The sequence below is a fragment of the Bradyrhizobium sp. 23AC genome, from assembly GCF_054863025.1.
Genome location: NZ_JAVAYN010000006.1, coordinates 39,648 through 65,414, shown reverse-complemented (window position 1 = coordinate 65,414; position 25,767 = coordinate 39,648). Strand labels below are relative to the sequence as shown.

The following is a 25,767-nucleotide window of genomic DNA, read 5'->3' as shown; positions in this document are numbered from 1 at the left end:
AGATCGGGCCGAGTTCGGTGAAGTCTGAAAAAACAAGACGGTCGCGGCGCTAGAGGCGCCGTGGACTTTCGAGGAGGGAGCTAGATGTCGTCTGTGCAAATCCGCGACGTGCGGAAATCGTTCGGCAATTTTGAAGTCCTGCACGGCGTGACTGTACCGATCGAGGACGGCCAGTTCGTCGTTCTGGTCGGCCCCTCCGGCTGCGGCAAGTCGACGCTTCTGCGCATGCTCGCCGGTCTCGAGAACATCACCTCCGGCACGATCTCGATCGGCGACCGCGTCGTCAACAATGTCCAGCCCAAGGAGCGGGACATTGCGATGGTATTCCAGAACTACGCGCTCTATCCGCACATGACGGTCGCCGACAACATGGGCTTCTCGCTGAAGCTGCGGAATGCGGGCGCCGACGAGATCAACAAGCGCGTCAAGCGCGCCGCCGAGATCCTCGCGCTGTCGCCGCTGCTCGATCGCTATCCGCGCCAGCTCTCCGGCGGTCAGCGCCAGCGCGTCGCGATGGGCCGCGCCATCGTGCGCGACCCGCAGGTCTTCCTGTTCGACGAGCCCTTGTCCAACCTCGACGCCAAACTGCGCGTCGCCATGCGCACCGAGATCAAGGAGCTGCACCAGCGGCTGAAGACGACGACCGTCTACGTCACCCACGACCAGATCGAAGCCATGACCATGGCCGACAAGATCGTCGTCATGCATGACGGCATCGTCGAGCAGATGGGCACGCCGCTCGAGCTCTATGACAAGCCCGACAACCAGTTCGTCGCCGGCTTCATCGGCTCGCCCGCGATGAACTTCCTGAAGGGGCATGTGCGCGTCAACGGCGTTGCGACCTTCGAGGGGCCGAACGGCGTCAAGCTGCCGCTCAAGACCGCGCCCGCGGCGTCCGACGGCCGTCCCGCGGTCTACGGCGTGCGGCCCGAGCATTTCACCATTGCCGACGACGGTGCCGAAGCCGAGATCATCGTGGTTGAGCCGACCGGCTCGGAGACGCAGGTGTTCGCCAAGATCGGCGGCGAGCAGGTGGTCGCGGTCTTCCGCGAACGCCACCAGTTCAAACCGGGCGACAAGGTCCGGCTGAAGCCCGACCCGTCACTGGTGCATCTGTTCGACGAGGCGACGGGAAAGCGCCTGAACGCGTAGCGTAAGTTTAAGTTAAGATAATAAAAAGCATCACAGGGAGGACGACATGCAAGACTTTACCCGCCGGACTCTGCTTCAAGGCGGAACGGCACTGGCTGCAACCGGCATGCTTACCGGGCCGGCACTGTTCGATTTCGCCAAGGCCTGGGCGCAGAGCGCGCCCTGGAAGGCGGAGCCCGGTGCCAAGCTGACCGTGATGCGGTGGAAGCGCTTCGTGCCGGCTGAGGACGATGCGTTCAACGCAATGGTCGCGGCGTTCAAGGCTGCCACCGGCACCGAGATGAACGTGTTCAGCGAATCCTTCGAGGACGTGCAGCCGAAGGCCTCTGTTGCGGCCAATACCGGCTCCGGGCTCGATCTCGCCTGGGGCCTGCACACGTTGCCGCAGCTGTTCCCCACCAAAGTGCTGAAGATGAACGACGTCGCCGATTATCTCGGCAAGAAGTACGGCGGCTGGACCGATGCGGCCGCCAAGACCTGCAAGCAAGGCAACGACTGGCTCGGCATTCCCGTCGCGACCAACGGCGGTTACATGACGTACCGCAAGTCCGCGCTCGACAAGGCGGGGTTCAAGGAATTCCCGAAGGACTTCCCCAGCTTCCTCGAGATGTGCAAGGCGCTGAAGGCGAACAACACGCCGGCCGGCTTCGCTCTCGGGCACGCCTCGGGCGACGGCAATTCGTGGCTGCATTGGGTGCTGTGGGGCCACGGCGCCTACACGGTCGACCAGAACGACAAGATCATCATCAATTCGCCGGAGACGGCAAAGGCGCTTGAATATTGCAAGTCGCTGTACGATGCCTTCATCCCGGGCACCGCGTCTTGGAACGATTCGTCCAACAACAAGGCGTTCCTCGCCGGCGAGCTCTATTGCACGGCGAACGGCATCTCGATCTACGTCGCCGCCAAGACCGATGCGAGCAAGAAGGAGCTCGCCGAGGACACCTATCACGCGCTCTGGCCGGTCGGACCGGTCGGCAAGCCGACCGAGCTGCAGCTTGCGCTGCCGATCCTCGCCTTCAACTTCACCAAATACCCGAATGCGGCGAAGGCTTTCGTCGCCTTCATGCTGGAGAAGGAGAACTACGAGAAGTGGCTGGACGGCGCGCAGGGCTATCTGACGCAGACCTTGAACGGCTATGAATCGGCGCCGATCTGGACGGCGGATCCCAAGAATGCCGTGTTCTCGCAGGCGTCCAAGCGCACTCTCCCGGCGGCCGGTATCGGCACCGTCGGCGAAAAGGCGGCGACGGCAATCGCCGACTTCATCGTCGTCGACATGTTCGCCAACTACTGCACCGGCACCAAGGATGCGAAGGGCGCGATGGCGGAAGCCGAGCGCCAGCTGAAGCGCATCTATCGCTAGGCGTCACGGGGCGGGCGGCCATTCGGCCGCCCGCTCGTCAACATTTCGATCAGGGATATCGGGCATGGCTGATGTCGCAATTCCCCGGGCCAAGCCTCATATGAGCGAGGACAGCGCCTGGACCCAGCTCAAACACAATCGCAACTGGCTCGGCTTCTGGTTCATGGTGCCGGCCATGGCGTTCCTGATCTTCTTCCTGGCCTATCCGCTGGGGCTCGGCATCTGGCTGTCCTTCACGGACACCCGCATCGGCAGGGTCGGGCACTTTGTCGCCACCGAGAACTATGAGTGGCTGTGGGACGATTCCATCTTCTGGCTGTCGGTGTTCAACACGCTGCTCTACACCTTCGTCGCCAGCGCCCTCAAATTCGCGATCGGGCTTTATCTCGCGCTGCTGCTGAACGAGAACATGCCGTTCAAGGCGATGTTGCGCGCGATGGTCCTGATCCCCTTCATCGTGCCGACGGTGCTCTCGGCGCTGGCGTTCTGGTGGATCTTCGATTCGCAATTCTCCATCATCTCCTGGTCGCTGAGGCATCTCGGTATCATCAACCAAAACATCAACTTCCTCGGCGACACGACCTGGGCGCGGATTTGCGTGATCTTCGCCAATATCTGGCGCGGCGTGCCGTTCGTGGCGATCACGCTGCTGGCGGGCCTGCAGACGGTGTCGCCCTCGCTCTATGAAGCCGCAACGCTCGACGGCGCCACGCGCTGGCAGAATTTCCGCTTCATCACCTATCCGCTGCTGACGCCGATCATCGCCGTCGTGATGACCTTCTCGGTGCTGTTCACCTTCACCGACTTCCAGCTGATCTGGGCGATGACCCGCGGCGGCCCCGTCAACGCCACCCATCTGATGGCGACGCTGTCCTACCAGCGCGCGATCATCGCCGGGCAGCTCGGGGAGGGCGCGGCGATATCCAGTGCCATGATCCCGTTCCTGCTCGCCGCAATCATGGTCTCGTGGTTCGGCCTCCAGCGCAGGAAATGGCAGCAGGGAGAGAACAATGACTGATCTGCCCACCAGGTCCGTTGATCTCAAGGCCGTGCTATCCGGATCCTCTCCGACGGTGGCGAAGGACGATCACAGCGAGGGCATGAGCTATCTGCAGTCGGTGCCGCGCCGGATGGTGACGCTGTACCTGCCGCTCGCGATCATCGTCATCGTTCTGCTGTTCCCGTTCTACTGGATGGCGCTGACCTCGGTGAAGCCGGACGAGCAATTGCTCGATCTCGACAGGTACAACCCGTTCTGGACCTGGAATCCGACCTTCAAGCATTTCCACAAGCTGCTGTTCGAGAGCTACTACCCGTACTGGCTCTGGAACACGATGTACGTGGCCGTCTGCGCGACGGTGCTTTCGATCATCGCGTCGGTGTTAGCTGCCTACGCCATCGTGCGCTTGCGCTACAAGGGCGCCAATCTCGTCGGCGGGCTGATCTTCCTCGCTTATCTGGTGCCGCCGTCGATCCTGTTCATCCCGCTCGCCACGGTTGTGTTCCAGTACGGCCTGTTCGACTCGCCGCTGGCGTTGATCCTGACCTATCCGACCATCCTGATCCCGTTCTCGACCTGGCTGCTGATGGGTTATTTCAAGACCATCCCGTTCGAGCTCGAGGAATGCGCGCTGATCGACGGGGCGAGCCGCTGGCAGATCCTGATCAAGATCGTTCTGCCGCTCGCAATCCCCGGGCTGATCTCGGCCTTCATCTTCTGCTTCACGCTGTGCTGGAACGAGTTCATTTACGCGTTGACCTTCCTGCAGTCGACCAGCAACAAGACGGTGCCGGTCGCGATCGTCAACGAGTTCGTGGACGGTGACATCTACCGCTGGGGTTCGCTGATGGCCGGAGCCTTGGCCGGCTCGCTGCCGCTCGTCATCCTTTACGCCTTCTTCGTGGAGCATTATGTGTCCGCGATGACCGGCGCCGTGAAGGAATAGTCGGGGGGTCTGCCACGGGAGCGCGCCGGAGGCTGCGCGCTCCGGCCAATAACCAAGGAGTTAAGCTCTTGCACGTTCTGGTTCTGGGCGCCGCCGGCATGGTCGGCCGCAAATTGTGCGAACGGCTGTTGCGTGACGGCCGGCTCGGCAAGAGCGACATCACCAAGCTCACCATGCACGACGTGGTCGAGCCGAAGAAGCCCGAGAAGGCCGGTTTCCCGGTCGAGACGGTGTCGGGCGATTTCGCCGTGCCGGGCGCTGCCGAAAAGCTGATCGCCGGCCGCCCGGACGTGATCTTCCATCTCGCCGCGATCGTCTCGGGCGAGGCCGAGCTCGATTTCGACAAGGGTTACCGCATCAATCTCGACGGCACGCGAATGCTGCTCGATGCCATTCGTTTGGTCGGCGGCGGCTACAAGCCGCGCGTTGTGTTCACGTCCTCGATCGCGGTGTTCGGCGCGCCGTTCCCGGATGCGATCGGCGACGAGTTCTTCCACACCCCGCTGCTCAGCTACGGCGCCCAGAAGGCGATCGGCGAGCTCTTGCTCGCCGACTATTCGCGCCGCGGCTTCCTCGACGGCATCGGCATCCGCCTGCCGACCATCTGCATCCGGCCCGGCCTGCCCAACAAGGCGGCATCGGGCTTCTTCTCCAACATCCTGCGCGAGCCGCTGGCCGGCAAGGACGTGATCCTCCCGGTGTCCGAGGACGTACGCCATTGGCACGCCACGCCGCGCTCCGCGGTCGGCTTCCTGCTCCATGCCGGCACCATGGATCTCGCCACGGTCGGCCCGCGACGCAACCTGACCATGCCGGGTCTGTCGGCGACGGTCGGCGAGCAGATCGCCGCCTTGAAGCGGGTTGCGGGCGACAAGGTCGCGGCGCGCATCAAGCGCGAGCCTGATCCCTTCATCGTCGGCATCGTCGGCGGCTGGCCGCGCAATTTCAATGCGAAGCGGTCGCTCGAGCTCGGCTTCACCACTGCCGAGAAGACCTTCGAGGACATCATCCGCATTCACATCGAAGACGAGCTCGGCGGCAACTTCGTCGCATGATCTCTGACTGAGCGGGCCCTGGTGATGGCGAGCGTTGCTTGCATCGGCGAATGCATGGTCGAGCTCAGACAGGCGCAAGGAAACGCGTCTGCCGGGCAGGGGCAGGGCGGCGGGCTGTATTCGCGCGGCTTCGGCGGTGACACCCTCAACACCGCGGTCTATCTGGCGCGGCTCGAGGTCAAGGTCGATTATCTCACCGCGCTCGGCGATGACGGCCTCAGCGACGAGATGATCGCGGCCTGGAACGCGGAGAATGTCGGTACAAGGCGTGTCGTGCGGCTGGCCGGCAAGCTGCCCGGCCTCTACATGATCCAGCTGGATGCGAAGGGTGAGCGCCAATTCTTTCACTGGCGCGACAGCGCGGCGGCGCGGCAGCTGATGAATCTGCCGGAGACCGATGAGCTCCTCAACTCGCTGATGAGCTACGACATCGTCTATCTCTCCGCGATCACGCTCTCGATCTACGATGCGCCCGGGCGCGAGCGCCTGTTCGCGGCAATCAAGCGCGCGCGCCTGCTCGGCACCCGCTTCGTGTTCGACACCAATTTTCGCGCGCGGGGATGGCCGGACCGCGACGTCGCGCGCGAGGTGTTTGCGGCTGCTTTCGCCGCCGCCGACATCGTGCTGACCTCCACCGAGGATCTGCTCGCGCTCTATCCCGGCGAGAGCAACGACCAGCTGATGGCACGTATCCCGACGCCCGAGCTGGTGTTCCGGCTCGCCGAGCCCGTCAGCCTGCTGCGTTTCCCCGGGGCTACCCATGAGGTCCGCGCCGAACTGATGACCAAGCCCGTCGTCGACACCACGGCGGCCGGCGACAGCTTTGCCGCGGCCTATATCGCGGCCCGGCTCGCCGGTTCCGATCCGGTCGAGGCTGCCCAGGCCGGGCATCGCCTCGCCAGCCTCGTGATCTGCTATCCCGGCGCCATTATTCCGGGCTATGCCATGCCGCCGAAGAAACGGCACCGGCCGGCGACCTCCCGCCAGGCGACCAAGTAAAGATCGAGACCCTATGACCACGACTGCCCAACAGAACCACCTCGCCGCGCTGTTCAAGGCGGCGACCGTCATTCCCGTCCTCACCATCGAGCGTATCCAGGATGCCGTGCCGCTGGCGCGCGCGCTGGTTGCCGGCGGCGTCCGCACGCTGGAGGTGACCATGCGCACCCCGGTTGCGATCGAGGCGGCGAGGGCGATGATGGCCGAAGTCCCGGAGGCGGTCGTCGGCATCGGCACGATCCTCAATCCGGCCGACTTCACCCGTGTCGAGAAGCTCGGCGTCGCCTTCGGCATCAGCCCTGGCCTGACCCCCGATCTCCTCAAGGCCGCCGCCCACAGCTCGCTGCCGTTCGCGCCGGGCATCGCCACAGCGTCCGAGCTGATGATGGCGCTGTCGCACGGCCTCGACGTCGCAAAATTCTTCCCGGCCGAGCAGGCCGGCGGCATCAAGGGCCTGCGTTCGCTCGGCGGACCGTTCCCGAACGTGCGGTTCTGCCCGACCGGCGGCATCGGTGAGGCCAACGCGGCGAGCTGGCTCGCCGAGCCCAATGTGGTCGCGGTCGGCGGTTCCTGGCTGTGCCCGACGGCCGAAATCAGGGCCGGGAACTGGGCCGGCATAACTGCCATCTGCCAGCGCACCCTCAAGGCCCTGAAACCCGCGTGAAGTCTTGCCATCCCTGCGCTAAGACTTAGCTCAGGAAGAGACCCCAGGGAGACATGACCATGACCGCCAGCATCGTCGGATGGGCGCATACGCCGTTCGGCAAGTTCGACACCGAAACCGTCGAAAGCCTCGTCACCCGCGTCGCTAATGAGGCGATGGCCGATGCCGGCATTTCGGCCGGCGATGTCGACGAGATCGTGCTCGGCCATTTCAACGCCGGCTTCTCGGCGCAGGATTTTACCGCCTCGCTGGTGCTCCAGGCCGACCCGAAGCTGCGCTTCAAGCCGGCCACCCGGGTCGAGAACGCCTGCGCCACCGGTTCTGCCGCCGTGCACCAGGGCCTGCGCGCGATCGCCGCAGGCGCCGCCAAGATCGTCCTGGTCGTCGGCGTCGAGCAGATGACCCGCACCCCGGGCGCCGAGATCGGCAAGAACCTGCTGAAGGCGTCCTACCTGCCCGAGGACGGCGACACCGTCGGCGGCTTTGCCGGCGTGTTCGGCAAGATCGCCAGCTCCTATTTCCAGAAGTACGGCGACCAGTCCGACGCTCTGGCGCTGATCGCGGCCAAGAACCACAAGAACGGCGTCGCCAATCCCTTCGCCCAGATGCGCAAGGATTTCGGCTTCGACTTCTGCCGCGCCGAGAGCGAGAAGAACCCCTACGTCGCCGGCCCCCTGAAGCGCACCGATTGCTCGCTGGTCTCCGACGGCGCCGCCGCGCTGGTGCTGGCCGACGCCGAGACCGCCAAGGGCATGACCAAGTCGATCGGCTTCCGCGCCACCGCGCACGCCCAGGACTTCCTGCCGATGTCCAAGCGCGACATTCTCCAGTTCGAGGGCTGCACCGTTGCCTGGCAGCGCGCGCTGGAGAAGGCGGGGGTGACGCTGTCCGATCTTTCCTTCGTCGAGACCCATGACTGCTTCACCGTGGCCGAGCTGATCGAATACGAAGCGATGGGCCTGACGCCGAGGGGGCAGGGCGCCCGCGCCATCAAGGAAGGCTGGACGCTCAAGGACGGCAAGCTGCCGGTCAATCCGTCCGGCGGCCTGAAGGCCAAGGGCCATCCGATCGGCGCCACCGGCGTTTCCATGCATGTGATGACCGCGATGCAGCTCGCAGGCCAGGCGCCCGAGGGCATGCAGCTCAAGAACGCCAAGCTCGGCGGCATCTTCAACATGGGCGGTGCCGCGGTCGCCAACTACGTCTCGGTGCTGGAGCCGCTGAAGTAGGTCTTGTAGGGTGGGCAAAGGCGCGAAGGCGCCGTGCCCACCATCTTCCTTGCGCTAGATCATGGTGGGCTCGCTTCGCTTTGCCCACCCTACGGCTCCTGATTGATTGGCGGAAAAGCATCATGAGCACTGACTACGAAGACTCGCTGTCGATGGACGCACTCAACGGTCGGATTGCGATCCTCGAGGACAATATAAGGCAGCTTATCGAGCAGGCCGCAGCCGCCTCAGGCGAGCAGAACGAGTCGCGCATCGCCGACCGGATCAGCCAGCAGAACGAAGAGCTCGACCGGCTCCTCAAGATCCGCGAATCCCGCCAGAAGAAATAGCGGCCGGTATCACCGCGCGGCGCATGCGGCCATACGCCGGCCGCCCTTGTGCGCGCGGCCTCGCTGCCTTTAGCTGGACCGAAATCGCGGGGCCGCGCCTTGGCCCCCGCGCAATCGGGAGCGAATGATGGGGCCGCTGAAGGGCATCAAGGTCATCGACATGACCACCGTGCTGATGGGGCCTTATGCGACCCAGATGCTCGGCGATTACGGCGCCGACGTCATCAAGGTGGAATCGCTCGATGGCGACGTCACCCGCCTGATCGGCCCGATGCGTCACGCCGGCATGGGCCCGGTGTTTCTCAACACCAACCGCAGCAAGCGTTCGATCTGCCTCGATTTGAAGAAGCCCGCCGGCCGCGAGGCCGTGCTGCGGCTTCTGAAGGACGCCGACGTGTTGGTCTACAACGTCCGTCCGCAGGCGATGGCGCGGCTGCAACTCGGCTACGACGTCGTCTCGAAAATTAATCCGCGCCTCGTCTATGCCGGCGTGTTCGGCTTTGGCCAGGATGGCCCGTATGCCGCAAAGCCCGCCTATGACGATCTGATCCAGGGCGCCACCGCGCTGCCGGCGCTGATGGCGCAGACCGGCGACGGTGTGCCGCGCTACGTGCCGAACGCGCTGGTCGACCGCATCGTCGGCCTTACCGCCGTCGGCGCGATCTGCGCCAGCCTCGTGCATCGCGACCGCACCGGACGCGGCCAGCGGGTCGACATCCCGATGTTCGAGACCATGGCCGGCTTCGTCATGGGCGATCACATGGGCGGGCTCACCTATGAGCCGCCGCTCGACAAGGGCGGCTATGCCCGCCACCTCTCACGCGACCGCAGGCCCTATAAGACCTCGGACGGCTATCTCAGCGTCATCGTCTACAACGACAAGCAGTGGGAGAATTTCTTCAAGGCGACGGCGCGCGATGATCTGCGTGTCGATCCCAAATTCGCGACTTTCGCGGGGCGCGCCGCCAATATCGACGTCGTCTATGCCGAGCTCGCACGCATCTTCGAGACGCGCCCCACCGCCGAATGGATCGACCTGCTCACCAAGGCCGACGTCCCGGTCATGCCGATGCACGACCTCGCCTCGATCCTGCATGATGAACATCTGGAGGCGACGAATTTCTTCCCGGTCGTGACCCATCCGACCGAGGGCCCGATCCGCAGCATGAAGGTGACGGCGACCTGGTCGGAGACGGAGGCCGAGCCGGCGCGGCTGGCGCCGCGGCTCAACGAGCACGGCGCGGAGATTCTTCGCGAGATCGGATACTCCGCCGACGAGATCGCCGCCATGGTGCGCGACGGCGTCACACGCTCGCCACCTGAGTGGGGAGAGGCACCATGAGCTTCATCACCGGCGTCGGCCTCACGCCCTTCGGCAAGCATGAAGGCTCGTCCTCGCTCGACCTGATGAGCCAGGCCGCGCAAGCCGCGCTCGACGATGCCGGGCTGAAGCGTTCGGATATCGACGGCATCCTCTGCGGCTATTCCACCGTCTCGCCCCACATCATGCTGGCGACCGTGTTCGCCGAGCACTTTGGCATTCGCCCGTCTTACGCCCACGCCGTGCAGGTCGGCGGCGCCACGGGGCTCGCGATGACGATGCTGGCGCATCACCTCGTCACCTCGGGCGTCGCGCGCAATGTGCTCGTCGTCGCCGGTGAGAACCGCCTCACCGGGCAGAGCCGTGATGCCTCGATCCAGGCGCTGGCGCAGGTCGGCCATCCCGACTACGAGGTGCCGCTGGGTCCGACCATTCCCGCCTATTACGGCCTCGTCGCCAACAGGTACATGCACGAATTTGGCGTGACCGAACAGGATCTCGCCGAATTCGCCGTGCTGATGCGCAGCCACGCCTGCACCCATCCCGGCGCGCAATTCCACGAGCCCATCACTGTTGCCGACGTCATGGCCTCGAAGCCGGTGGCGATGCCGCTCAAGCTGCTCGATTGCTGTCCGGTCTCCGACGGCGGCGCGGCCTTCGTTATCAGCCGCGAGCGGACCGGAGAGGCGGGCGTGCGCATCCGCGGCTGCGCGCAGGCGCATACCCATCAGCATGTCACGGCCGCGCCAGCGCTCAGTGAACTCGGCGCCGAGATCTCCATCGCCCGCGCCAAGAAGGCCACGGGCCTTGCGATCTCTGACGTGCGCTACGCCGCGATTTACGACAGCTTTACCATCACGCTCGCAATGCTGCTGGAAGACCTCGGCCTTGCCGGCCGCGGCGAAGCGGCCGCGCGGGTCCGGGCCGGCCATTTCGGCCGCGACGGCGCGATGCCGCTGAACACCCATGGCGGCCTGCTCAGCTACGGCCATTGCGGCGTCGGCGGCGCAATGGCGCATCTGGTCGAGGCGCACTTGCAGATGACGGGGCGGGCGGCGAGCCGCCAGGTGCGCGACGCCTCGATTGCGTTGCTGCATGGCGACGGCGGCGTGCTGTCGTCGCATGTAAGCATGTTCCTGGAGCGGGTGCGATGAGCGAGCGTCTGGCGGACTGGACCAAGGGCGAAGCGGCCATCACCTACCAGACCTGCAGCTCATGCGGGCACGTGCAGTATTTCCACTGCGCCTTCTGCGCGGCTTGTGGCGAATCGGATCCGCGCGAGCAGCGCGCCAGCGGCAAAGGCAGGGTCTATGCCACCTCGCTGGTCTGCCGCGCCGCCACGCCCGAGACGCGCGCGCACGTGCCTTACAACATTTTGCTGGTCGATTGCGCCGAGGGTTTTCGCATGATGGCGCATGGCGACAACGGACTCGCCATCGGCGATTCGGTCGTCGCGAGCTTCAAGCCGTTTGCCGGGAAACTCGTGCCGTTCTTCACGAAGGACACGTAACGGGATTCGTCATTCGGGGGCGGTCATGGGACCGAGCCTGGAACGGGTATTCTGGGCCTGGCCTGTGCGAGGGCCACCCCGGAATGACGAAAACTCTAGAACTCCAACTAACGCCCGTAGAACAAGATGCTGGCGATGACGAGCATCGCCGTCACCGCCAGCATATGCGCGAGCGCTCCCGAGGCCGCCCCCTTGGTGGCTTCCTTCATGCCTTTTTCTCCCTAGACTTGGGCGTGACTCATCGTTGTGCGGCTAGCGCACCCAATGGCCAATTGTTTTACTCGGAACACCCCATTTGCGAGTACTCACCGTGATTTGTCCCCACGCGGCGAATATCGACTGTGTCAGGGTCGATCAGCAATGCGGCGGCAATTTGACTCGATAATGTTGCTCCTGCGTCCTCGCGCGAATAGAGTCTTCGGGAACTTGCGCGGACGACGACAAAAAGCATCAAAAAATCAGGGAAAACTTCAGGAAAATCATGGCCCGCATCAGCTACAGCGACCCGTCCAAGGCATCCGACCGCACCCGCGAAATTCTCGACAAGAACCGCAACGCCAACATCTTCCGCATGATGGCGCACTCGCCGAGCTATTTCGAGCAGTACTGCCGCTTGGGGGGCGCCATCCGTCACAAGGGCGAGCTCGATCCGGTTGTGCGCGAGATTGCGATCACCCGCACCGGCATCTTGTGCGAGGCCCCGTACGAGATCGTCGCGCACAAGCGGATCGGCAAGAATGTCGGCGTCACCGACGCGCAGAACGAGGCGCTCGAAAATTGGCAGGCGGCGACGTGCTTCAACGAGGTGCAGCGCGCCGCGCTCGCCTTCACCGACGAGATCGTGAAGCTCAAGAAGCCGACGGATGCGACCTTCAAGGCGATCGCAGCGAAGCTGACGCCGGCTGCGCTGGTCGAGCTCCAGCTCTCGGTCGGCTTCTACATCATGACGTCAAAATTCCTGGAGACGTTCGAGATCGATCTCCAGCCCGTTACCGAAGTGGTGGGCTGATCGAAGCACCGCGGCGAGGGATGCCAATGACGATCGATGAATATGCGGCCTGGGCTGCGAGCGTTGCGAAAGTCGATGAACATCCGTCCAACGAGCGGCTGTCCTATCTCGGTCTCGGCCTCGCGGGCGAGGCCGGCGAGGTGGCAGAGCACATCAAGAAGCTGCTGCGCGATGACTGGCTCGATAAGGCTGGCCTCGTCGATGAGCTCGGCGACGTCATCTATTACTGGGCCTGCCTCTGCGCGACGACCGGCCAGAAACCGTCCGAGCTACTTGAAAAGAGCGCGGCAAAGATCAAGCGACGGCTGGGCGAGGCGGCCAGCCGGTAGGGCGCGACGGACTGAGGGGGAGGGAGCGCACCTCCATCGGGACGCCAAGCGCGGCTCATCCCATCAGGACTTGGATCACTCACGTCGACGTCAGAATATCGACCTTCGCGTTCGCCACGATCAGGCGGTCGGCGAGGAGCTGGGCGAGGTTGCGCATGATGCGCTCGCTGGCGTGCGGGTGCTGCTGGCGAAAGCGTTCGAATTCCTGCAGCGGAGCCTCATAGGCGGTCGCCGCCATGTCGGCGAAGACGTCGGCCGAGCGCGTGGACTCCAGCAACGCCATCTCGCCGAACGCCATGCCCGCGGTCAGCGTCGCGAGCCGCACGCCGTCAGGCAGCGTGACGTGCACGGCGCCGCTGCGCAGGAAAAACAGGGAATCGGCGGGATCGCCCGTGGTGAGAATCTTCGCGCCGGACTGATAGGTGCGGATGGTGCAGATCGAGGTGAGATCCGTCAGCTCGTCCTCGCCAAGGCCCTCGAGCAGCGGTTGCTCGGCAAGCTCGGTGGTCTCGTGGAAGTCGATCGAGCCGCCGTAGCGGTAGACGATCTGGTCTTCGGCCCATTCGATCGCGGTGTCGAGCAGGTAGAAATCACGGACGTTCTTCAGCTCGGCCGTCCATTCCCGCAACGTGTCCCATTCCTTGGATGCGCGCCTGACGCCGGACAGCACGACAGTCACGTTCAGCGCCGCGAGCTCCTCGAACGCTTCGGCGACGAGCCGCGCCCCGGCGCGCGTGGTGGAGGTGACGCGGTGCAGATCGAAGATCACGAATTGCGGACGGGGCCGCCCCGCGAGCCGCCGGGAGACGTAGTCGACCGCGGACAGCGACAGCGTGCCGACCAGCTCGATGATCCGCACCTCCTGCTCATGCGCGGCGAGAATCTCGCGCTCCTGCGGCCGGCGCACGCGGCGTGACGGGCTCTTGCCGATATCGTAGTCGGCGATGACGGCGTTGCGCGCATCGTCGCTGCGGTTGAGCATGTGCAGATCGTAATGCGAAGACAGCGCCTCGCAGACCTTGATGCCGCGCACGCTGTTGCCATGCTTGTCGAGCTTCGGCGAATAGCTGCCGAGCCCGAGGCGGGCGGGGAGGGCGGCAAGGATGCCGCCGCCGACGCCGCTCTTGGCGGGAATGCCGATCCGGTAGATCCATTCGCCGGCATAGTCGTACATGCCCGAGGACGTCATCACCGACAGCGTGCGCGAGATCGCGTAAGGCGTCAGCACCTGCTCACCCGTGACCGGATTGACGCCGCGATTGGCGAGGGTCGCCGCCATCACCGCGATGTCGCGCGCGGTGACCAGCACGGCGCATTGCCGGAAATAGACGTCGAGGACGCCTGCGACATTGTCGGAGATCACGGCGTTGGTCTTGAGCAGATACCCGATCGCGCGGTTGCGGTCGCCGGTCTGGCTCTCCGAGCCGTAGACGGCCTCGTCCACCGCGAGATCGCGGCCGGCGAAGCGGCTCAGCGCGCGGCGAATCTGCTCGAAGGCATCTGCACCCTTGCTGTCGTAAATCAGCCCAGTGCAGGCGATCGCGCCGGCATTGACCATCGGGTTGAACGGGTGGTTCTCGGAATTCAGCCGGATCGAGTTGAAGGGATCGCCTGATGGTTCGACGCCGATCGCGCTCTCGACCCGGCCTGCGCCCAGAAGGTCCAGCGCCAGCGCAAACACGAACGGTTTTGACATCGACTGGATGGTGAAGGGCACCCTGGAGTCGCCGACCTCGTAGACATGGCCGTCGAGCGTGGCGAGGCTGATGCCAAAATAGGCAGGATCAGCCTTGCTCAGCTCGGGGATATAGTCGGCGACGCTGCCCGAGGTTTCGGCGGAGAATTCGTTGAGGCAATTATCCAGAAACCGCAGCAAGGGCGGCTTCGAGCGGGTCCAGGCGGCGGCGAGAGGCGAGAGCGGGGTCATCGCCTCTCTTGTGCAACGCAATCAGGGTACGCGCAACCCGTTCGGCACCTCCGTCTGCCGTCGGACTAGCAGCAGGGCGAGCAGAACCGTGGGTGCAAGGATGGCAAGGCCCAGCAGCGTCACCTGCATCTGCGACAGCGGCATGATCCCGCCGCCCGGTGTCGCCACCACGAAGCCGCCGATCACCAGCAGAACGCGGATCGGCCATTCCAGCCCGCCAGCGCGGCGGAGGTCGCCGACGAAGGGCTGGTAGCCCTGGATGCCGCCGCAGATGAACAGCGTGCCGAACGCGGCAAGTCCCATCAGGCCGAGACCGGCGAGATACGGGCTCGGCCCTTGCAGCACCAGCGCCGGATTGAGCACGAAGAAGAACGGGATGAAATAGATGATGCTGCCGACCCACATCGATTCCCAGCCCGTCTTCATCGCCGGCGAGCCGGCAATGCCCGCGGCCGCGAAGGACGCGATCGCGACCGGCGGGGTGATCGACGACAGCATGCCCCAATAGAAGATGAACATGTGCACGGCCATCTTGTTCAGCCCGAGCTTCTCCAGCGCGGGCGCGACCAGGATGGCGAGGAAGATGTAGCAGGCCGTCGTCGTCAGCCCGAGGCCGAGGATCAGGTTGGTGAGGGCGCACATGCCGAGCAGCAGGAAGGGATTGTCGCCGGCAATATGCAGGAGATCGTTGGCAAGGCTCGACACCACGCCGGTCATCGAGAAGGCGCCGATCAGGAGGCCGCAGCCGGCGAGGATGCCGACCAGCTCGACGAAGGTGCGGCCGTTGACCTCGAGAAACTTGCCGATCGTCGCAAAGGTCCAGCGCGTGTCCTTGGAGAAGAACTGGTTGAGCACGAGCAGCAGCGCGGTCGCGTAGAATGGTGCATGGCTCTCGCGCTTGAAGTAGAGCAGCATCACGATCAGCAGGGCGATGACGAAGACGTAGTACCAGCCGTCCTTGATCGTATCCATGATCCGCGGCAGCTCGGCGCGCGGAATCCCCTTCAGCCCGTGGCGCGCGGCGTAGGAATCGACCTGCATGAACAGGCCGACATAATAGAGCGCGGCCGGGATGATGGCGGCGACCGCGACCTCGGCGTAGCTGACATTGAGGAACTGCGCGATCACGAAGGCGGTCGCGCCCATCACCGGCGGCGCCAGCACCGCGCCGGTCGAGGCGCAGGCCTCGATCGCGCCGGCATAGGAGGCGCGAAAGCCGCTCTTCTTCATCACGGGGATGGTCATGGTGCCGGCGGTCAGCACGTTGGAGATGATCGAGCCGGACATCATGCCGAGCAGGCCGCTCGCAAAGATGCAGACCTTGGCCGCGCCGCCGCGGAACGTGCCGCACATCGCGAAAGAGAGGTTAATGAAGAATTTGCCGGCGCCCGTCATCATCAGCGCAGTGCCGAATACGAGGAAGCCGATCACGGTATCGGCGAAGGCCTGGATCGGAATGCCGAGCAGGCTTTCGCCGGAGAGCACGTGATAGGCGGTCGCCTGCTCCAACGTCGATTGCGTGCCGCGGAACGGGCCGAGCCAGCTGGATTCGGCGAACAGCGGATAGACGGTGAAGGGGAACACGCTCAACAGCAGGCTCCAGCCGCCGGTGCGGCGCAACGCCTCCATCAGCATCGCCCACATTACGAGCCCCGCGGCGATCACGTTGTTCGGCGCGCCGCCGAACTCCCAGCCGGCCTCCGCCGCCTTGCGCACGTTCGACATCAGCAGCAGCGCTGCGGCGAAAGTCGCGACGAACAAGACGAGGTCGTACCAGGGAATCCGGTCGAGCGGGGCGCGCTCCGTGCCGGGAAAGATCAGGAAGGTGAAGGGCAGCATCAACGCGATCAGGAGATAGAAATACTCCGTGTTGAGCTGGGTGTAGCCGATGAAGAAGCGCAGCGAGAATTGCTGGTTGATGCAGAGCAGGATCGTCGCCGCGGTCGCCGCGACCAGCGTCCAGCGCCAGGCGCCGCGCAAGGTGCGCACGCGCGTGACTTCGGCCTCCTGCATGTTGCCGGCCGCGCCATGGGGATCGTCGAACACGACCCGCTTGGTCTCGTCTTGCGGGGCAGTGGAGGTGGAAACAGAAGACATCAATCGACCCCGCGCGTGGGCTGGTAACTAATTAGGCGAATGGCCGTTGGTTGACTCGAATGCGGCCGCGAGCTCGCTCAACCTCTCTCGCTTGCGGGAGAGGTCGGCGCGAAGCGACGGGTGAGGGCTCTCTCCTCTGGGGGAGTCCCACTGCGGAGATACCCTCTCCCGCAAGCGGGAGAGGGGGCGCACTTCTCGCGCGGCGGCCATCAAGCCCAACAACATCGCGCTCTAATCCTCGAACCCGTTCGGCATGTCGGCTTTCGCAAGCGCTGTTGCGCGGGCCTTCATCCAGCCGTCGAGAAACGCCTTGTCGTCCGACGGCGGGTTGGACTTGCCGTAATCGGCCCACGCGGCTGCCAGCACCTCCTGCCGCTTGATCAGCTTGTTGTTGTGCGCCTCCTGCGCATCGCTCCATTGTCCGGCTTCCTTCAGCGCCTTCACCGAGCCGGGATGCACCGGCACCACCCAGTTCTTGGTCTGGCGGTCGGCCGCGAGCCCGCCGGCACCGGGCGCCGAATCCTTGTAGGCGTCGTAATTTGTGATCATCGCCTTGGTGATCGCATAGACCTGGTCGGCGGGCTGAGAGGCATAGGCGACGAAGATCGGATAGGGGTAGTTGCCGAGCTCGACCGGCTTGTCCGGCGAGATGCCGGCCCCGCAGGTCGCAGTTTGCGGGAAGAAGAACGATCCAACCTTCTGCATTCGCGCCCAGCCTTCCTTGTCCTTGGCGGGCAGCGGCGGCCAGATCAAGCCGCGCGGCGAGGTCTCGGCTTCCTTGGCGGGGCCGGTGATGGTGGTGCCGAAAGCGGCGTCGACGTCGTTGTTGATCAGACCTTTCCACATCGCGCCGTAGCTTGCGAATTCGACGGCCTTGACGTCTTTCTGCGTCAGCCCGGCGAAGGCGAGCACTGCGAGCGAGTTCTGGTTCAGCGCGGGTGAGCCGACCACGAAGCCGACACGCTTGCCCTTGAGGTCCTTCAGCTCCTTCACACCGGTGTCGGCGGCGACGCCGAGCGATCCGCAATTGCAGTCGACGGTCGAGAGCAGGATCTGAAGCGGCTGCGGACCCCATTCCTTCGCGCCGAACTCGAACATGCCTTCCTGCGCGAAGTAGGTGCCGGATCCCATCGCCGAGGATGCCGCGCGCTTGGCGCGCAGCGGCGCGAGGCGGGCGACGTCGTTGCCTGCGGGCAGCACGCGCACATCGGTGCCGTATTTGTCCTTCATCATCTTGCCGACGCCGACCGCGATGTTGAAGCCGGCGGTTCCGGTATCATAGGCGGTGAACGTCAACGTCGCCGGCAGCTTGATGTCTTCGGCGAACGAATAGCGTGTAGACGCAAAAGAGATGCCCGCCACCAAGGCAGGCGCGAGCACGAGCAGCCCACGAAGCATGTTTCCCTCCAATGATCTTTCGCGTTTGCCGCGAAGATTTTCGTTCTTTGTTTGAAACAGAGTTTTGTTTGCGACGGATCATGTCACCCGTATCAGGCGATGGCAACGCCGTACCGCGCGTGCGGGAACGAGACTGACAGATTGCCGCGGAAGCGACGGATAACGCCGTCAGCACGCGACAATCGCGACCGCCTGTCCCTCGGCAACGACGTCGTCGAGTTTCACCAGAAGCGATGTGATCGTGCCGTTCGCGGGCGAGGATACCGGTATCTCCATCTTCATGGCTTCGACGATTACAACGTCATCGCCATCCGCAACGGTTCCTCCAACTTGCACGGGAGTTGCGCAGACGCGCCCGGCGACCTCCGTGACGATCTTAATTTCTGGCATGCCATCCCTTTTTGTTGTCGTCGCAAAATGCCTGAGGTAGCGTCGTCTGCAAGTGGAATTTAATTCCGCACAGCGGAACAAACGGTAGGGAACATGGGACGACGATCCGAGCGGTTGAGTAGGCAAGGTGTGCTCGCTGGCGATGCCGGTGAGGGTGATGTCATCCAGGTGGTCTCGCGCGCGTTCGACGTGTTGCGATGCTTCGAGGGCCACGAGGCAAGGCTCGGCAATCTCGAGATTTCAAATCGCTGCGGCCTGCCGCGCTCGACGGTGTCGCGGCTCACGCACACGCTGACGCGGATGGGCCAGCTGGTCTACCTGCCGCGCGATCAGAAATATCGCATCGGCCCGAGCGCGGTGGCGATGAGCGCCTCGATGATGAAGGGCGCGCAATTGCGCAGCATGATCCGGCAACGGCTTCAGGAAGTCGCCGAGCAGCTGCCGGGCACCGTCGGCCTCGTCGTGCCCGATCGCTTCCATCTGGTCTATCTGCAGTTCGCGCGCTCGGCGACCGCCCTCGGCCTGCACGAGGGCACCGGCAGCCGCATCTCGATGGCCTCGACCGCCGCGGGCGCGGCCTACACCGCGGCGCTGGCGCCGGAGATCGGCGATGCCTTCATCGCGGACGTGGAACGGGAAGCGCCCGAGGCTGCGAAGATCCTGAAACCCCGCATTGAAGCCAATCGGCAGATGTTGCGTGAGCGCGGCTATGTCGTGGCCTGCGGCTTGTGGAGCCCGCACATCAACGGACTCGCGGTGCCGATCTGGTCGCCGCAGTACCAGACCTACGTCGTCATCACGATCGGCCTTCTGTCCACGATGTATGACGAGCAGCGGCTGCATGCCGAAGTCGCACCCCTGATGCTCGAGCTCGGCCGGTCGCTCGGCAGCCTGATGGAGGGCGCGGAAGGTGACGCCTTCAACAACCGCATCCCGCGTAAACCGGTCGCAATGGCCGTGCACAACAATAACAAGCCGATCAATTCGGAGGGAGTGAATGAACTGGAAGCCGGAACTCGACGAGCTCGCCCGGCGCGAAGCCTTCGCGCGGGAGATGGGCGGCGTTGACAAGGTCAAGCGACAGCATGACCAGGGCCGGCTGACTGTTCGGGAGCGTATCGACAAGCTGATCGACAAAGGCAGCTTCCACGAGATCGGTGCCGTCTCCGGCATCGGTGAGTACGACACCAGCGGCGAGTTGCAGAAATTGACGCCGGCGAACTGCGTGTTCGGCCGCGCGCGCGTCGATGGCCGCACCGTGGTGGTGGTCGGCGACGATTTTACCGTGCGTGGTGGCTCGGCGGATGCGTCGATCTCGGCAAAACCGCTGATGGCGGAGGAGATGGCGCATGATTTCCGCCTGCCGATCGTCCGCATCATCGAGGGCTCCGGCGGCGGCGGTTCGGTCAAGACCATCGAGACCAAGGGCGCGGCGAACCTGCCTGGAGGCATCGGCGGCACACGCTGGTATCGCTTCACGACGGAGAATTTGTCGCGCGTTCCCGTGGTCGCCCTCGGCCTTGGCTCGGTCGCAGGCCTTGGCGCGGCACGCCTTGCCGCCAGCCACTATTCGATCATGACCCGGAAGTCCGCGATGTTCGTCGCGGGCCCGCCGGTGGTGAAGGCGCTGGGGCAGGACCTGTCGAAGGAGGAGCTCGGCGGCGCCGACATCCAGACCCGGGCCGGCGCGGTCGACCATGCCGTCGATACCGAAGAAGAGGCGTTCGCCTGCGCGCGGCGCTTCCTGTCTTATCTGCCGTCGTCGGTCTACGAGCTGCCGCCAACCTTGCCCTGCACCGACAATCCCGAGCGCTCCGAAGAGGCGCTGATGAACGCGGTGCCGCGCAACCGCAAGCAGGTCTACAAGATGCGGCCCATCATCGAGTCCGTCGTGGACAAGGGCTCGTTCTTCGAGGTCGGCAAGAATTTCGGCAAGCCCATCATCGTCGGTCTCGCGCGACTCGAGGGCAGGGCGGTGATGGTGCTCGCCAGCGACAGCTTTCATTATGGCGGCTCCTGGACGGCGGATGCGTGCCAGAAGGTGGTGCGCTGGGTCGACTTCGCCGAGACCTTCCATCTGCCGGTCGTCTATCTCATGGATTGCCCGGGCTTCATGATCGGTCTCGATGCCGAGAAGGCGGCGACCATCCGCCACGGCGTTCGTGCCATGGCCGCAGTGAACCAGACCACCGTGCCCTGGTGCACCGTGATCCTGCGCAACGCGTTCGGCGTCGCTGGCGTGGTGCATCAGCCGGCTGATCGCTTCTCGATCCGCTACGCCTGGCCGTCGGCCTATTGGGGCTCGCTGCCGCTCGAAGGCGGCATCGAGGCCGCCTACCGCGCCGACATCGATGCGGCCGAGGACAAGGCGGAGAAGCTCAAGGAGATCGAGGGGCGCCTCAACAAGCTGCGCTCGCCGTTCCGCTCGGCCGAAAAATTCTGGGTCGAGGAGATCATCGATCCCCGGAAGACAAGGTCGCTGCTGTGCGAGTTCGCGCGCCTCGCCGAGCCGCTGCGAAAAGCGGGACCGCCGGAGAATTTTTCGATCAGGCCTTAGGCCTCCTTGTGCCAGGCCGTGACGCTCGTGCCCCGGACGCAGCGCAGCGCTGCCCTGGCGATGCGAAGCATCGTCCGGCAGCGGTGCGCTGCAGAGCCCATGCAATAGCGAGCTCGCAGCCTTCTGGGTCCCGGCTCAGCACCGCAACGCTACGCGTTGCGGTGCGTCCGGGACACGAGAAGCTGGCGCCCGGCGCAATCCAAGGCTCTTCCACAGCAAAACAATAACGCGCTAAGCTCCGCCAACAAAAACAACAGGAAACGCCAATCGTGTATGACTTCATTATCGTGGGCGGCGGCTCGGCGGGGTCCGTGCTGGCCCACCGGCTCTCCGCGAAGAGTGCCAACAAGGTCCTGCTGTGCGAAGCCGGCCAGGACACGCCGCCCGGCAACGAGCCGGCCGAGATCAGGGACAGCTATCCAGGCACGGCCTATTTCGATCCGCGCTTCCACTGGACCGAGCTCAAGGTCACGACGCAGGTCGTCAGCCACAATAACCCGCACGTGGGGCGGCCTCCCTTGCGCAAATACGAGCAGGCGCGCGTGCTCGGCGGCGGCTCGTCGATCAACGGCCAGATGGCCAATCGCGGCGCTCCCACCGATTACGACGAATGGGACGCGCGCGGCGCCGAAGGGTGGACGTGGAACGACGTGCTGCCCTTCTTCAAAAAGGTCGAGCGCGATCTCGACTTCGACGGACCGTACCATGGCAAGGATGGCCGGATCCCGGTCCGCCGCATTCCCCGCGAGCACTGGACGCGGCATTCGCAGGCCTTCGCCGAGGCCTTCCAGCAGGCCGGCCACCGATTCCTGCCGGACCAGAACGGCGAGTTCGTCGACGGCTTCTTCCCGGTGACGCATTCGAACCAGGCCGAGCAACGCGTCTCCGCCGCGATGGGCTATCTCGATCGCGACACCCGCCAGCGCGCCAATCTCACCATCTCCACCAACACGCAAGTCCACGAGCTGCTGTTCGAAGGCACGCGATGCGTCGGCGTCAAAGCGATGGTTGACGGACGCGAGCAGGAATTCCGTGGACGCGAGATCATCCTCTCCAGCGGCGCCATCCATTCGCCGGCGCATCTGTTGCGCGCCGGCATCGGGCCGGTCGGCCACCTCAAGGATCTAGGCATTCCCGTGCTGATGGGACTGCCGGGCGTGGGGCAGCGCCTGATGGATCATCCTTCGATCTCGCTGTCGTCCTTTGTCCGCCGCGGCGCGCGCATGAACGAGCACACTAGGCGCCACATGCAGCTGGGCCTGCGCTATTCCTCCGATCTCGCAGGCGTGCCGAAGGGCGACATGTTCGTCGTGCTGCTCTCCAAGTCGGCCTGGCATGCGGTCGGCGAGCAGATCGGCTCGCTGCTGACCTTCGTCAACAAGACCTATTCCGAGACCGGACAGGTCAAGCTCGCCTCGCGCGATCCGTCGGCAGAGCCGATCGTCGAGTTCAACCTGTTGTCCGACCGGCGCGATCTCGATCGGCTGATGAGCGGCTTCCGCAAGATGGCGGCGGTGCAGATGAGCGACGTGGTGAGGGCGGTGACGGACAAGCCGTTCCCGGCCGCCTATACGGACAAGGTCCGCAAGATCGGCGTGGTCAACACCAAGAACAGGATCTTGACCAAGATCGCCGCGACGCTGATGGACGGACCGGCGGCGCTGCGTCACTACATGATCGACAATTTCGTGGTCGAAGGTTTTACCTTCGATCAGGTGATGAACGACGACGAGGCGCTGGAGGCCTTTGTGCGCAAGGCCACCATCGGCGTGTGGCACGCCTCCTGCTCATGCCGCATGGGCCGCGCCGACGATCCGATGGCGGTGGTCGACAACCAGGGCCGCGTCAAGGGCATCCAGGGCCTGCGCGTCGTCGACGCCTCGATCTTTCCGGTGGTGCCATGCGCCAACACCAACTTTCCCGTGTTGATGTCGGCGGAGAAGATCGCGGCCGCGATGATGCAGTGAATAGCGGCGTTGTGCCGATCAGGGCAGCGCAGTGACGAGGAGAGCTTGCTGCAGAATCTACGACGAATGCGAACCGGGCTTGATTGCATGCGGTGCGTTGGACACGCCGAGCGTTCATTCGTTCTCTGCGAGTTAATCATTTCGGTCGCTATTTGTAGGCTATGATGATTGCAGACAGCGTCGCGCAGACGCAGCCATTTTCAGCCGCTCTTTAGGCCCATTTCAGCCAAACTGTTATTGGTTTCTCGTTGCCTGGGGCAGGACAACTCTATTTTGGAGTCCTGCAATGTACAGGCTAGTAATTTCTGCGTACCTTTTCGTTGTCTTGAGCTCTGTTACTTCGGAAGCGCGACCTTATCGCATTCATCATGCTTCCGAATGCAATGTCACCATGCCCTGCGACTTCTCGTATTCGCAGATGCAACGCGAGCGGACTTTCAAGTCTTCACTTACTTCCAGATCCTCACTGAATTCCACGCCGTCACTGCAAGCGTACCGCTCGACGCAGCTGACAGTGACTGATGCTGGGGGCGCCGCCACGCCGGCGACCGTCTCCGGTGTCTCCGGGGCTCGCGTTGTCGGTGGTCGTCCGGCAGGTTGCCCTTCGTCCTTCTGCGGCTGCGGCGCGGCTCTGCGCGTGTTCGGTCGTATCGTGCCGGAATTGAATCTCGCGGCCAATTGGCTGCGCTTTCCGCGGACATCACCCGCACCGGGAATGGTTGCTGCGCGACGAGGACACGTTTTCGTTCTGGAGCAGCACCTCGGAGGCGATGTCTGGATGGCTTATGATGCCAACTCGGGCGGACACACCACGCGAATCCACGCACGTTCATTGCGAGGGTATGCGATCGTCAATCCGCGCGGCGGTTCGGCGGCTTGAGGACCGCGGCCACCACTCTCGACAAGATCGCGGACGGGTCGCAACATCGTTGCGACCTGCCCACGCTTGACCGATCGTCGGCGCGGGGCACAGCGTCGGTCACAGCCGCAGCACCTTGCCGGGGTTCATGATGTTCTGCGGATCGAGCGCGCGCTTGATGGTTCGCATGATGTCGAGCTCGGTCTTCGAGCGGTAATGGCTGAGCTCGTCGAGCTTGTCGATGCCGATGCCGTGTTCTGCCGAGATTGAGCCGCCCATCGAGGTGACGAGATCGTTCACGGCCCGCGTGATGGCGCCCTTGTACTGGGTCAGCGTCTGCTGATCCATGCCGGCCGGTCCCATGAACGAAAAATGCAGATTGCCATCGCCGATGTGCCCCAAAGGATAGGGCCTGATGGTCGGGAGAATGTCGAGCACGGCCTTGGTGCCCTTGGCGATGAACTCCGGAATCCCTGAGATCGCCACCGACACGTCAAAGCTGAGCCCCGGACCTTCGGCCCGGGAGGCCTCGGCGACACTTTCGCGGATGTGCCACATGTTGCGCGATTGACCGACCGTGTGGGCGATCACCGCATCGAGCACGCGGCCGGCCTCGAGTTGATCGGCGAGAAACTGCTCCATCTTCTCGGATATGCCCTCCGCGCCGTCCTGGCGCGCCCGCGAGGACGACCATTCCAGCAGCAGATACCATGGCGTGTCGGCCTTGAGAGGATCCTGGGTGCCGGGAATATGGCGCAGCACCATGTCGATGGCGGCGCGGCTCATCAGCTCGCAAGAGCCGACATTGTCTCCGGATGCCGCGTGCGCTTCCGACAGGATCTCGAGGGCCGCGCGTGGATCGCGGATCGCCAGCCACGATGTAGAGACGTCCTTCGGCGCCGGCCACAGCTTGAGCACGGCCTTGGTGATGATGCCCAGCGTGCCCTCGGCGCCCATGAAGAGGTGCTTGAGGTCATAGCCGGTGTTGTCCTTCTTGAGCGCGCGCAATCCGTCCCAGACCTCGCCGCTCGGCAGCACCACCTCCAGCCCGAGCACGAGATTGCGGGCATTGCCATAGCGCAGCACCTGCACGCCGCCGGCGTTGGTCGACAGATTGCCTCCGATCATGCACGAGCCCTGGGCGCCGAGGCTGAGCGGCAGGAACCTGTCGTGCCGGCTTGCCGTCTCCTGCAGCGTCTGCAGCACGCAGCCGGCCTCGACCGTCATCGCGTAGCCGACGGGATCGACGTCCAGCACGCGGTTCATGCGGCCGAGCGACAACACGATGCCGGTGTGCGCAGGCCAGGGCGTCGCCCCGCCCATCAGGCCGGTATTGCCACCCTGCGGCACGATGGCGACGCCATGCTCATGGCAAAGCCGGACCACTTTCGAGACTTCCTCGGTGCTGCCAGGACGAACAACGGCGCCGGCGCCGCCAACCAGCAATCCCCGCCAATCCGTCAAGAACGGTTGCTTGCCGTGCTCGTCCTCGATGAGGCCCTTCTCACCCACGATCGCGCGCAACGCATCGCGAATCTCGGCAGTCAAGGGAGCGGTCGGAATGGTGGGTTCGGACGACGGGAAGGCAACCGGCATTTTCGTTTCCCCTGGCGCATCTTGGTGTGCACTGCGCACGTAACGTGCCCGGGTATTGTCCACGTTT

The 25,767-nt window shown here is 64.4% G+C and carries 23 protein-coding genes; 18 read left to right on the top strand and 5 right to left on the bottom strand.

Translation table 11 applies throughout. The features are described from left to right. The first annotated feature begins 84 nt into the window (after positions 1 to 84). From RAD10_RS16210 to RAD10_RS16145, 14 genes are all read left to right on the top strand, one after another. The gene (locus RAD10_RS16210) at positions 85 to 1,152 is read left to right on the top strand and encodes an ABC transporter ATP-binding protein (protein WP_461618302.1); all 1,068 of its coding nucleotides are present in this window, start codon (positions 85 to 87) and stop codon (positions 1,150 to 1,152) included. Positions 1,153 to 1,198: 46 nt separating this feature from the next. Next, the gene (locus RAD10_RS16205; RefSeq protein ID WP_461618301.1) at positions 1,199 to 2,518 is read left to right on the top strand and encodes an ABC transporter substrate-binding protein; all 1,320 of its coding nucleotides are present in this window, start codon (positions 1,199 to 1,201) and stop codon (positions 2,516 to 2,518) included. Between the two features lie 100 nt (positions 2,519 to 2,618). Next, complete coding sequence (locus tag RAD10_RS16200) at positions 2,619 to 3,536, top strand: carbohydrate ABC transporter permease (RefSeq protein WP_201759889.1); 918 nt, start codon at positions 2,619 to 2,621, stop codon at positions 3,534 to 3,536. Next, positions 3,529 to 4,464: a carbohydrate ABC transporter permease gene (locus RAD10_RS16195; RefSeq protein ID WP_028145159.1), complete on the top strand. Its 936-nt coding sequence runs from the start codon at positions 3,529 to 3,531 to the stop codon at positions 4,462 to 4,464. Before RAD10_RS16200 ends, RAD10_RS16195 begins: the two co-directional genes overlap by 8 nt. A 68-nt stretch (positions 4,465 to 4,532) precedes the next feature. Continuing rightward, positions 4,533 to 5,519 carry a D-erythronate dehydrogenase gene (gene denD / locus RAD10_RS16190; RefSeq protein ID WP_461618300.1) on the top strand — a complete coding sequence of 329 codons (987 nt, stop codon included), beginning with the start codon at positions 4,533 to 4,535 and terminating at the stop codon, positions 5,517 to 5,519. Between the two features lie 24 nt (positions 5,520 to 5,543). After that, complete coding sequence (locus RAD10_RS16185; protein WP_461618299.1) at positions 5,544 to 6,518, top strand: sugar kinase; 975 nt, start codon at positions 5,544 to 5,546, stop codon at positions 6,516 to 6,518. A 13-nt stretch (positions 6,519 to 6,531) separates the two neighbouring features. Continuing rightward, positions 6,532 to 7,182, top strand: a complete 651-nt coding sequence (gene eda / locus RAD10_RS16180) for a bifunctional 4-hydroxy-2-oxoglutarate aldolase/2-dehydro-3-deoxy-phosphogluconate aldolase (protein WP_461618298.1) — start codon at positions 6,532 to 6,534, stop codon at positions 7,180 to 7,182. Between the two features lie 59 nt (positions 7,183 to 7,241). Further along, a complete protein-coding gene (locus RAD10_RS16175; protein WP_028145155.1) occupies positions 7,242 to 8,411 on the top strand; it encodes an acetyl-CoA acetyltransferase in 1,170 nt (389 codons plus the stop codon). A 122-nt stretch (positions 8,412 to 8,533) separates the two neighbouring features. Beyond that, positions 8,534 to 8,740, top strand: a complete 207-nt coding sequence (locus RAD10_RS16170; protein ID WP_028145154.1) for a hypothetical protein — start codon at positions 8,534 to 8,536, stop codon at positions 8,738 to 8,740. A 127-nt stretch (positions 8,741 to 8,867) separates the two neighbouring features. Then, positions 8,868 to 10,082: a CaiB/BaiF CoA transferase family protein gene (locus tag RAD10_RS16165; RefSeq protein ID WP_461618571.1), complete on the top strand. Its 1,215-nt coding sequence runs from the start codon at positions 8,868 to 8,870 to the stop codon at positions 10,080 to 10,082. Further along, positions 10,079 to 11,215, top strand: coding sequence for a thiolase family protein (locus tag RAD10_RS16160; RefSeq protein ID WP_461618297.1), 1,137 nt, complete (start codon positions 10,079 to 10,081; stop codon positions 11,213 to 11,215). Before RAD10_RS16165 ends, RAD10_RS16160 begins: the two co-directional genes overlap by 4 nt. Beyond that, on the top strand, positions 11,212 to 11,571 hold the full coding sequence (locus RAD10_RS16155) for a Zn-ribbon domain-containing OB-fold protein (protein WP_461618296.1): 360 nt from the start codon (positions 11,212 to 11,214) through the stop codon (positions 11,569 to 11,571). Before RAD10_RS16160 ends, RAD10_RS16155 begins: the two co-directional genes overlap by 4 nt. Positions 11,572 to 12,052: 481 nt before the next feature. Next, positions 12,053 to 12,580: a carboxymuconolactone decarboxylase family protein gene (locus RAD10_RS16150; RefSeq protein WP_461618295.1), complete on the top strand. Its 528-nt coding sequence runs from the start codon at positions 12,053 to 12,055 to the stop codon at positions 12,578 to 12,580. 26 nt (positions 12,581 to 12,606) lie between these two features. After that, the gene (locus RAD10_RS16145; protein ID WP_165637169.1) at positions 12,607 to 12,909 is read left to right on the top strand and encodes a nucleoside triphosphate pyrophosphohydrolase family protein; all 303 of its coding nucleotides are present in this window, start codon (positions 12,607 to 12,609) and stop codon (positions 12,907 to 12,909) included. Positions 12,910 to 12,988: 79 nt separating this feature from the next. Here RAD10_RS16145 and glsA read toward each other — a convergent pair whose 3' ends face one another. The 4 genes from glsA to RAD10_RS16125 form a co-directional block, all read right to left on the bottom strand. Continuing rightward, positions 12,989 to 14,836, bottom strand: a complete 1,848-nt coding sequence (gene glsA, locus RAD10_RS16140) for a glutaminase A (RefSeq protein ID WP_461618294.1) — start codon at positions 14,834 to 14,836, stop codon at positions 12,989 to 12,991. Between the two features lie 21 nt (positions 14,837 to 14,857). Then, positions 14,858 to 16,933 (bottom strand): TRAP transporter permease, encoded by a 2,076-nt coding sequence (locus RAD10_RS16135; protein ID WP_461618293.1) that lies wholly within the window; start codon positions 16,931 to 16,933, stop codon positions 14,858 to 14,860. Positions 16,934 to 17,164: 231 nt separating this feature from the next. After that, positions 17,165 to 18,331 carry a TAXI family TRAP transporter solute-binding subunit gene (locus RAD10_RS16130; RefSeq protein WP_461618292.1) on the bottom strand — a complete coding sequence of 389 codons (1,167 nt, stop codon included), beginning with the start codon at positions 18,329 to 18,331 and terminating at the stop codon, positions 17,165 to 17,167. A 168-nt stretch (positions 18,332 to 18,499) separates the two neighbouring features. After that, the gene (locus RAD10_RS16125) at positions 18,500 to 18,721 is read right to left on the bottom strand and encodes an acyl-CoA carboxylase biotin carboxyl carrier protein subunit (RefSeq protein WP_461618291.1); all 222 of its coding nucleotides are present in this window, start codon (positions 18,719 to 18,721) and stop codon (positions 18,500 to 18,502) included. Positions 18,722 to 18,814: 93 nt separating this feature from the next. On the opposite strand from RAD10_RS16125, the gene RAD10_RS16120 reads away from it, so the two are divergent. The 4 genes from RAD10_RS16120 (at position 18,815) to RAD10_RS16105 (ending at position 24,125) form a co-directional block, all read left to right on the top strand. Then, positions 18,815 to 19,789 carry an IclR family transcriptional regulator gene (locus RAD10_RS16120; protein WP_461618290.1) on the top strand — a complete coding sequence of 325 codons (975 nt, stop codon included), beginning with the start codon at positions 18,815 to 18,817 and terminating at the stop codon, positions 19,787 to 19,789. After that, a complete protein-coding gene (locus tag RAD10_RS16115) occupies positions 19,719 to 21,278 on the top strand; it encodes an acyl-CoA carboxylase subunit beta (protein WP_461618289.1) in 1,560 nt (519 codons plus the stop codon). Before RAD10_RS16120 ends, RAD10_RS16115 begins: the two co-directional genes overlap by 71 nt. Before the next feature lie 269 nt (positions 21,279 to 21,547). Next, positions 21,548 to 23,245, top strand: coding sequence for a GMC family oxidoreductase (locus RAD10_RS16110; protein WP_461618288.1), 1,698 nt, complete (start codon positions 21,548 to 21,550; stop codon positions 23,243 to 23,245). A 286-nt stretch (positions 23,246 to 23,531) separates the two neighbouring features. After that, the gene (locus RAD10_RS16105; protein ID WP_461618287.1) at positions 23,532 to 24,125 is read left to right on the top strand and encodes a hypothetical protein; all 594 of its coding nucleotides are present in this window, start codon (positions 23,532 to 23,534) and stop codon (positions 24,123 to 24,125) included. A 99-nt stretch (positions 24,126 to 24,224) separates the two neighbouring features. On the opposite strand, the gene RAD10_RS16100 is transcribed toward RAD10_RS16105, so the two are convergent. Next, complete coding sequence (locus tag RAD10_RS16100) at positions 24,225 to 25,700, bottom strand: FAD-binding oxidoreductase (protein WP_461618286.1); 1,476 nt, start codon at positions 25,698 to 25,700, stop codon at positions 24,225 to 24,227. Between the last annotated feature and the right edge of the window lie 67 nt (positions 25,701 to 25,767).